We start from the raw sequence: 9,359 nt of genomic DNA, 5'->3' as shown, positions 1-9,359 counted from the left end.
AGGGCCGGTGATGCATATGCGCCTTGGTGTCGTGCACCGTCCCCGCAATGGCCAGGCCCACCTTGTCGGGGCAACGCGGAACCGACTTCAGGTACCGCTCGATCGCCTGCATCGGATTGGAGAAATCCCCGGTGCTGAGCAGCGCAAAGTTCGACACGCTCAACTCATCGATGTCGGTGAGCGCAAGGCTGATGTAGGTGCCGCCGATCGCGCCGACCAAGGCCTGCCTGGAATTCTCGTTCATCTCTCGTCCTTCAGCCTCCAAGGGGCGATCCCCCACTGGCACGAGTATCATGCGACGGCCGCGTCGGAAGCAATTTGACCCTGATCAAAGAGGCCGGCGCCGATCGGCGTCAGGCTCCTGCGCAGGTCAATCTGCACCCCCTCGAGCCGCGCTCGAGCCATTGCACCGGAGAATGTATCATGGTCAAAGCCGCCACCACGATCGAGTGGTTCGAGAACCTTCGTCGCACCGATGTCGCACTGGTCGGGGGCAAGAACGCATCCCTGGGCGAGATGGTGAAGACGCTGGGCGAAAAGGGCATCAAGGTGCCGCCCGGTTTTGCCACCACCTCCGATGCCTATTGGACCTTCATTGACTCGAACGGCCTGCGCGCGGCCATCGGTGCCCTCGTCGGCGACTGGGAGGCGGGGCATGCCACCCTCGCCGAAACCGGGGCCGCGATCCGCGCCCTCATCCTCAAGGGTCGTTTCACCGCCGACATCGCGCGCCAGATCGCCGAGGCCTATCGTGAGCTGTCGCGCCGGGCCGGCAAGGCGGAGGTCGACGTCGCGGTACGCTCCAGCGCCACTGCCGAGGACTTGCCAGACGCAAGCTTTGCCGGACAGCAGGAGACGTTCCTCAACATCCGCGGCGAAGCCGGACTAATGGATGCCTGCCGCCGCTGCTACGCCTCGCTGTTCACCGACCGGGCCATCAGCTATCGCAAGGCCAAGGGCTTCGACCAGATGAAGGTCGCTCTCTCGATCGGCGTGCAGCAGATGGTGCGGTCCGATCTCGGCGGCTCCGGCGTGATGTTCTCCATCGACACCGAGACCGGCTTCGACAAGGTGGTGCTGATCAACGCCGCCTGGGGGCTGGGCGAGAACGTGGTCCAGGGGGCGGTCGACCCCGACGAATACCAGGTCTTCAAGCCGCTGCTCGGCAATGCCGCCCTGACCCCCATCACCGCCAAGACACGCGGCGAGAAGGCGATCAAGATGATCTACGCCACCGGCGAGCAGCCGACCCGCAACGTGCCGACCTCCAAGGCCGAGCGTGCCGCCTTCGTCCTCGACGACGGGGAGATCCTGACGCTGGCGCGATGGGCGACGACGATCGAGACGCACTATGGCTGCCCGATGGACATGGAATGGGCCCGCGACGGTGAAACCCGCGAGATGTTCATCGTCCAGGCTCGCCCCGAAACCGTGCAGTCCCGGCGTGCCGCCGGCGCACTCAAGAGCTACAAGATCGACCAGAAGGGCAAGGTGCTCACCAAGGGCATCGCCATCGGCGACGCCGTGGTCTCGGGACAAGTCTGCCTGATCGAGAGTGTCAAGGATATCGACCAGTTCATCGATGGCTCGGTGCTCGTCACCTCGACCACGGACCCGGACTGGGTGCCGGTGATGAAGCGCGCCGCCGCCATCGTCACCGATCATGGTGGCCGGACCTCGCACGCGGCCATCGTCAGCCGCGAGCTCGGCCTTCCGGCCGTGGTGGGCACGGGCGAAGCGACCCACCTGCTCCATACCGGCCAGGAGGTATCGATCTCGTGCGCGGAGGGCGACGAAGGGTTCGTCTACGAGGGCACGGCCACCTATCATGCCGAAACACTCGACGTGACCGCCCTGCCCGAGACGCGCACCCAGGTGATGCTCAACCTCGCCAATCCGGGCGCCGCGTTCCGCTGGTGGCAATTGCCCGCCGACGGCGTCGGCCTCGCCCGCATGGAGTTCGTCATCTCCAATGCCATCCGCGTCCACCCGATGGCCCTCGTCCGGTTCGACAGCCTCAAGGACGAGGCGGCCAAGGCCGAGATCGCCGCCCTCACCGCCGGCTATGCCGACAAGTCCGAGTATTTCGTCGATCAGCTCTCGCGCGGCCTCGCCCGCATCGCCGCCGCCGTCTACCCCAAGCCGGTGATCGTGCGGATGAGCGACTTCAAGACCAACGAGTATGCCGGCCTCGTCGGCGGCGCCGAGTTCGAGCCCGGCGAAGAGAACCCGATGATCGGCTTCCGCGGGGCCTCGCGCTACTACTCCCCGCGCTACCGGGAGGGCTTTGCGCTCGAATGCAAGGCGATCAAGCGGCTGCGCGAGGAACTGGGCTTCGCCAATGTCGTGGTTATGATCCCGTTCTGCCGCTCGACCGGTGAGGCGGACAAGGTGCTCGAAACCATGGCAGAGTTCGGCCTCGCGCGCGGCGAGGCCGGCCTGCAGGTCTACGTGATGTGCGAGATCCCCTCGAACGTCATCCTCGCCGCCGAGTTCGCCCGCCGTTTCGACGGCTTCTCGATCGGCTCAAACGACCTGACCCAGCTCACGCTCGGTGTCGACCGCGACTCGGGCGAACTGGCCGGGCTGTTCGACGAGCAGGACGCGGCGGTCAAGTGGATGATTGCCAACGTCATCGGCGAAGCGCGCAAGGCCGGCGCCAAGATCGGGCTGTGCGGACAGGCCCCGTCCGATCATCCCGAGTTCGCCCGCTTCCTGGTCGAGGCCGGGATTCACTCGATCTCCGTGACCCCGGACAGCTTCGCCCAGGTGAAGCGCCAGATCGCCGCGGCCGAGGCCAGCCTGCCGCAGGCCTGAGCGCGCCGGACCGCGAATGCGCCAAGTGGGGTGGCCCCGAGCCGCCCCTCGTTCAGCGTCGGCACGCCGTGTCAGACGACCGCGATGTGGTTATCGACCCGAGACACGCCGGGCACCGACCAGGCGGTGCTCTCGGCTATGCCCTTCTCGTGCCAGGAGGCCACCTGTCCGCTGAGCGTGACCACGCTGCCCTTGACCTCGACCCGCACGTTGTCGGCCTCGACCAGGGTGATGCGGGCCAGCGCGTCGCGGATCTTGTCGTGGACGGCCACCGCCTCGACCGGCGGCTTGATGGCGATTTCGTCCTGCACGTCGCGCAGTCCCGGCAGGTGGTGCAGATCCTGCAGTGCGGCCTGGCGCTGGTACTGCCAGTCGACATCGCCGCGCAGTGTCACGACACCGTCGCGCACGGCGAGCTTGATGCGGTCGAGCGGCACCGAGACATTTGAGGCAAGCCGCGCGTAGGCCCGCTCTGCCAGTTGCTCGTCGGACGTGCGGCGTTCACCGGGCAACTCCACGGTGATCCCGTCAACCACCGCCTTGACCCCCTTGACCGAGCAGGCGACCCGCTCGGCCGTGGCCCGCTCGGCACGGCTGCCGACTCTCCCGGTCAGCGTCACCACACCATCGCGGGCGACCACGCCGATGTGACTGGCATCGATGCTCGGCTCGAAATCCAGCTGCTGTTGCACAGCCTCCTGCAGCATGTGATCGGGACGCATTCCTCTTCTCCTGGGCGATATGGGTCGGCCGCGACGGACCGGCACTGTTCGTTGATACACGTGAACGGCAGCATTTGCGACCAAGGCCGTTCCGTTCAGGGCACGCGGGGCAATCGGGGCTAAGGGACGTCACGCCGACGCAGCCCCGAGCATACCGACATCACGCAGCGGGCGACATGGCCGCGCGGAGTTCTGCGGCAAACCCTGCTGCTTCCTGACGAAACGCTCCCGAGGCAATCCCGGCCTCACGGAAGATATGGGTCGCCAGCGGAGGCACATCCGACAGGCTCTCCATCTCGGCAATGGCCCGCTCCGGTGGCCATTTGGGCGACGTGCCGCTGCAGGTGACGAAGTGCGCCAGCGCTGCCCCGCCGAAGCCGCCCCGCTCGATCGCGGCCGCCAGCGGCAGCGACGGTCGCGCCGCCCAGACCGGCCCGCCGATCACCACCAGGTCGTACTGCGCCGACGGCTTCACCACGAGATCGATGCGCGGCCTTCGCCGGGTGAAGACGTCGAGCGCCATCAGCAACCGGCCCGGAAAGCTCAGATACTGGTCGCAGGTGATCTCGCCAAGGTCCGCGCCAAGCTCGGTTGCGAGGACCTGGGCGACCTTCTGCGTGTTGCCGGTATTGGAGTAGTAGAGCACCAGGCTGTTCATCCGCCGTCTCCTCTCGTCCACCGATCCAAGCACCGCCGCACCACCCCGGGCTTGATCTTGCGCAAGCTTGGGTCACGCTTGGCTCATTGACCTGTGTCAAGGTGGGTCCGCCGTGGCAGCGCCACAAGCCATGCTGCCCACCTCGCACCTGACTCTGTCTCGGAGAACACCCATGACCGTCCGCAATCTCGAGCCCAGTTTCCGTCCCCGCTCGGTTGCGCTGGTCGGCGCTTCGGCGCGGCAGGGGTCGGTCGGTGCCGTCGTCCTTGCCAATGTCATTGCCGGAGGCTTCCGCGGAGCGATCTATCCGGTCAATCCCAAGTACGGTGAGCTGAACGGCCTCAGGTGCTACCGGCGGATCGCCGACCTGCCCGAGGCGCCCGACCTTGCCGTCGTCATGACGCCGCCCGCTTCCGTGCCCGACCTCGTCGCCGAGCTCGCCGCGCGCGGCTGCGCCGGCGCCGTCGTCATCACCGCTGGTGTCGGCACGACCGACGGATTGCGCCAGAAGATGCTCGATGCCGCGCGGCCCTCGCTGATGCGCATCGTCGGGCCGAATACCATCGGGTTGCTGTCGCCGCTGGTTGCGCTCAATGCCAGCTTTGCCCATCTCGCGCCGCGAGCGGGTCGGCTGGGGCTGATCTCCCAATCTGGTGCCATTGTCTCCTCGATCGTGGACTGGGCCGCGACGGAGGGGGTCGGCTTCTCGCAGATCCTCTCGCTCGGCGACATGGCCGACGTCGATGTCGGCGACTGTCTCAACTGGATGGCCGCCGATCGGGACACCGACTCGATCCTGATCTACCTCGAATCGATAACCGCGCCGCGCAAGTTCATGTCGGCGGCGCGCGCCGCCGCCCGGGTCAAGCCGGTGATCGCCGTCAAGCCGGGCCGGCACCAGGAAGCGGCCAAGGCGGCCATGACACATACCGGCGCGCTCGCCGGTGCCGACAATGTCATCGATGCGGCCCTGCGCCGTGCCGGCGTGATCCGGGTGAACGACCTCGAAGACCTCTTCCATGCCGCCGAGGTCACCTCGCGCTTCCCGCCGCTCGGATCGGGTCGGCTCGCCATCGTCACCAATGGCGGCGGCGCCGGCGTGCTCGCCGTCGATGGCCTCCTCGACGAAGGCGGCAAGCTCGCAGACTTGTCGGTCGAAACCCGGGCCGCCCTCGATGCCGCCCTGCCCTCGACCTGGTCGCACGGCAACCCGGTCGACATCATCGGCGATGCGCCGCCGGAACGCTACACCGCCGCCGTTTCGGCCGTCGCTCGCGACGCCGGCGTCGACGTCATCCTAGCCATGAACTGCCCCACCGCGCTGGCATCGCCCTATGCTGCGGCCGAAGCGGTCGGCGCTCTGGCCAAGCGCGGCATGGTCGAGGGCAAGCCGCTGCTCGCCTGCTGGCTCGGCAAGGAGGCGGCGGAACCCGCCCGCGGCGTGCTCCGCCGCGCCGGTATCGCCACGGCCGACACCCCATCCGCCGCAGCCGAGGCAGTCTCGCTGCTCACCCGCTGGTCGGGCCTGCGCCAGCGCCTCGAGCGCGTCCCCGGCGTGACCGGCGAGGCGCGTGTCGACCGTGACGCCGCGGCTCGGATCATCGCCGGCGCCGCCGCCGACGGGCGTCGGGTCCTCACCGAGCCGGAGGCGAAGTCGGTTCTCGCCGCCTACGGCATCGCGGTCCCCGAAATCATCGTCGCCGCCGACGCACCCGCCGTAGAGCGTGCCGCCGCCTCGCTGCTCGGGGCCAATGCCGCCGTGGTGGTCAAGCTGCTGTCGCGCACCATCACGCACAAATCCGATATCGGCGGCGTCGTCCTCGGCCTCGCCACGCCCCAGGCGGCACGCGCCGCCGCCGAGCAGATCGCCGCGCGCGTCGCCGCCGCCCATCCCGAAGGCGGCCTTGACGGCTTCGCCGTGCAGCCCATGGTCAGGCGCCCCGGTGCCCATGAACTGCTGGTCGGCCTCAGCACCGATCCCAGCTTCGGCCCGATCGTGCTGTTCGGGGCCGGCGGCACCGCCGTCGAGATCCTTGCCGACACCGCCACCGGCCTCGTGCCGCTCGACGACGTCCTCGCCGGCGACATGATCGACGCGACCCGCATCGCACGGCTCCTGGCCGGCTACCGCGACCGCCCGCCCGCGAACCGACCGGCGATCATTGCCGCCCTGCTCGGCCTCAGCCAGCTGGCGATCGATTTCCCTGCGGTCGTCGCTGCCGACATCAATCCGTTGCTGGCCGACGAGACCGGTGCCATCGCGCTCGACGCGCGCATCGAGATCGATCCGGCGCGCATCGGCACGCCTTCGCCGCACCCCGGGCTGGTCATCCGCCCCTACCCCACCGGCTGGGACAGCTCCGCGACCTGCGGCGGATCCCCATACCGGCTGCGGCCGATCCGTCCGGCCGACGCCCTGCTCTACCCCGAGTTTCTCGCCCGCGTCACGGCGGAGGACCTGCGGCTTCGCTTCCTCACCCCCATGCGGACCATTTCCAGCGAGTTACTCGTGCGCCTCAGTCAGCTCGACTACGACCGCGACATCGCCTTCGTCGCCCTCGAGGAGGCGACCGGCATCCTGGCCGGGATCGCGCGCTACAGTTCCGACCCGGATCACGAGACCGCCGAGTTCGGCATCCTCGTGCGCTCCGACCTGCATGGCCGCGGTCTCGGCACGGTCCTCATCGAGCGGCTGATCGCCTATGCCCGCGCCGACGGGCTCAAGCGCCTGACCGGCCTCGTCCTGCGCGAGAATGCCGCGATGCTGGAGTTCGCCGCCGAGCTCGGCTTCCGGCGCCTGCCTCAGGATGATGTCCGCCCCGTCGTCGAGATCGCGCTCGACCTCGTGTGACCCGCCTGCCAGCGCTTCAGCAGTTCCGACGCGCCGGCATAGGCGAGAACGATGAGCATCAGCAGCAGGACGACGGCCGGCGGCAGCGCCACGAAGCCGGTGGCCGGCCCGAGCGGCAGGTAGGGCAGCGCAATGGCGACGGCTGCCACCGCAACGGAGGTGGTGGCGAGCCATGGCCCGGGCGTGCTGGCATAGAAGGGGCGCCGGGTGCGCATCACGTAGATGATGGCGAGTTCGGTGAGCAGCGATTCGAGGAACCAGCCGGTCTGTACCGCGGCGGGGTTGTCGCCGAACAGCGCCAGCAGCAGCACGAAGGTCAGCCCGTCGAAGACCGAGCTCACCAGCCCGAACGACAGCATCGAGCGCAGCAGCGCCGGAAAGTCCCAGCGCCCCGGCCGCTGCAGCACATCTGCGTCCACTCTGTCCGTCGATACCATCAGCAGCGGCAGGTCGGAGAGAAAGTTGTTGAGCAGCACCTGCTTGGCGAGCAGCGGCAGGAACGGCAGCAGCATCGAGGCGACGGCCATGCTCAGCATGTTGCCCAGGTTTGCGCTGGTGGTGATGGCCACGTACTTCATGGTGTTGGCAAAGCTCGCCCGGCCGCTGATGACCCCTGCGAGCAAAACGCCCAGGTCGCGCTCGAGCAGCACCACGTCGGCGGCCTCGCGCGCCGCGTCTACCGCAGTGTCGACGGATATGCCGAGATCGGCGGCGCGCAGCGCCGGGGCGTCGTTGATCCCGTCGCCGAGATAGCCGACCACCTTGCCGGCCCGGCGAAACGCCTCGATCAGCCGTTCCTTCTGGTCCGGGGTCACCTCGGCGAAGACCTCGGTATGGGTGAGCCGCTGCGCAAGGCGTCGACGGTTGAGCCGGTCGAGATCGGCTCCGGTGAGGATCGACCGATTCGAGAGGCCGACCGCCGCGGCAACCTCTCCGGCCACGAACCGGTTGTCGCCGGTGATGATCTTGAGCGCCACGCCACGCTCCTTGAGGGCCGCGATGGTCGCGCCGACGCCGGCCTTGATGGGGTCGGCGAACAGCAGGTAACCGGCGAGAGTCAGGCCGACCTCATCCGCCACGCCGGCACCGGTTGCGCCGTCCATCTCGCGGATCGCTACCGCGATGACGCGCAGGCCCCGGCCGCTCCACTCGCGCAGGCGCTGCTCTTCGGCCTGCCGCCCGACCGCGTCGAGTTCGCGCCGTCCGGCGCCGTCTCGCACATGGCTGGTCTGCGCCAGCACCTCGCTCACCGCGCCCTTGCAGACCAGCACCGGGCCGCCGTCGCCCCTGACCAGCACCGACAGGCGCTTCCGCTCGAAATCGTACGGCACCTCGCCGAGCCGGGCGAAGCCCGTCGCCGGGGCGAGACCGGCCAGAATCGCCTCGTCGAGCGGATTGGGCAGCCCGCTCTGGAACTGCGCGTTGAGCCAGGCCCACCGGGCCGTGTCCGCCTCGGTGCCACCGAGGTCCACCACCTGCTTGAGCTCAAGGCGGCCCTCGGTCAGGGTGCCGGTCTTGTCGGTGCACAGCACCTCCATTGCACCGAGATTCTCAATGGCCACCAGCCGTTTGACGAGGACTCCCGCCTTCGCCAGCTGCGCCGCTCCGCGCGCCAGCGTCACCGTCACGATCGCCGGCAGCAGTTCCGGCGTGAGGCCGACGGCCAGAGCCGCGGAGAACAGCAGCGAATCGAGCAGTGGCCGGTCGAGCAGCAGGTTGATCGGCAGCACCAGCACGACGATGGCCACCATGACCTGCGTCATCATCAGTCCGAAGCGGCGCACCCCGCGGGCGAAGCTCGTCTCCTCCTCCAGCCCGCGCGCCGAAGCCGCTATGCGCGCGTACTGGGTGGCCGCGCCGGTGACCGCGACGACCATCTGTCCGGTGCCGCTGCGCACGGAGGTCCCCATATGCACCAGGTGCGCGGCGTCCATGGGGCGCCCGGGCACGGCAGCCAGCTTGGCCGCCGGAAACGACTCCCCCGTCAGCGGCGCCTCGTCGACATGCAGCGCCAGCCCTTCGATCAGCCAGCCGTCGGCGGCAATCATGCTGCCGGCCTTGAGCTCGATGACATCACCGGGGACGATATCGCCGATCGCCACATCCCGAACTGCGCCGTCGCGGCGGGCCCGCACCAGCGTCTTGAGGCGCGAGCGCAGGACCGCGACCGTGTGTGCGGCCCGATATTCCTGGAAGAAGCCGAGCAGCGAGCTGGCGAGCACGATGGCCACGATGATCAGCGCCTGATCGCCCTCTCCGACCAGAAAGGACAGAAGCGCCGCCGCGAGCAGGATCAGCACGAAGGGCGAGC

At 68.6% G+C, this 9,359-nt stretch carries 6 protein-coding genes; 2 read left to right on the top strand and 4 right to left on the bottom strand.

Annotated features, from left to right (window positions below):
• On the bottom strand, positions 1-244 hold a 244-nt coding region (locus ACE3TU_RS14930), incomplete at its 3' end, for a glucokinase (RefSeq protein ID WP_374625545.1).
• A gap of 179 nt (positions 245-423) precedes the next feature.
• On the opposite strand from ACE3TU_RS14930, the gene ppsA reads away from it, so the two are divergent.
• Entirely contained in the window at positions 424-2,817 is a 2,394-nt protein-coding gene (gene ppsA, locus ACE3TU_RS14925) for a phosphoenolpyruvate synthase (protein WP_374625543.1), read from the top strand.
• A gap of 71 nt (positions 2,818-2,888) precedes the next feature.
• Here ppsA and ACE3TU_RS14920 read toward each other — a convergent pair whose 3' ends face one another.
• Together ACE3TU_RS14920 and ACE3TU_RS14915 are read right to left on the bottom strand one after the other, a co-directional pair.
• A complete protein-coding gene (locus ACE3TU_RS14920; RefSeq protein WP_374625541.1) occupies positions 2,889-3,539 on the bottom strand; it encodes a BON domain-containing protein in 651 nt (216 codons plus the stop codon).
• Between the two features lie 160 nt (positions 3,540-3,699).
• Positions 3,700-4,197, bottom strand: a complete 498-nt coding sequence (locus ACE3TU_RS14915; RefSeq protein ID WP_374625538.1) for a hypothetical protein — start codon at positions 4,195-4,197, stop codon at positions 3,700-3,702.
• A 172-nt stretch (positions 4,198-4,369) separates the two neighbouring features.
• On the opposite strand from ACE3TU_RS14915, the gene ACE3TU_RS14910 reads away from it, so the two are divergent.
• Positions 4,370-7,048 carry a GNAT family N-acetyltransferase gene (locus ACE3TU_RS14910; protein WP_374625536.1) on the top strand — a complete coding sequence of 893 codons (2,679 nt, stop codon included), beginning with the start codon at positions 4,370-4,372 and terminating at the stop codon, positions 7,046-7,048.
• Here the strand turns inward: ACE3TU_RS14910 and mgtA are convergent.
• On the bottom strand, positions 7,000-9,359 hold a 2,360-nt coding region (gene mgtA, locus ACE3TU_RS14905), incomplete at its 5' end, for a magnesium-translocating P-type ATPase (RefSeq protein WP_374625534.1). The genes ACE3TU_RS14910 and mgtA overlap by 49 nt on opposite strands.

The sequence above is a fragment of the Devosia sp. genome (genome assembly GCF_041917035.1).
Lineage (GTDB): Bacteria > Pseudomonadota > Alphaproteobacteria > Rhizobiales > Devosiaceae > Devosia_A.
The sequence above is the reverse complement of the archived record's forward strand: the minus strand, read 5'-3'. Positions and strand labels throughout refer to the sequence as shown.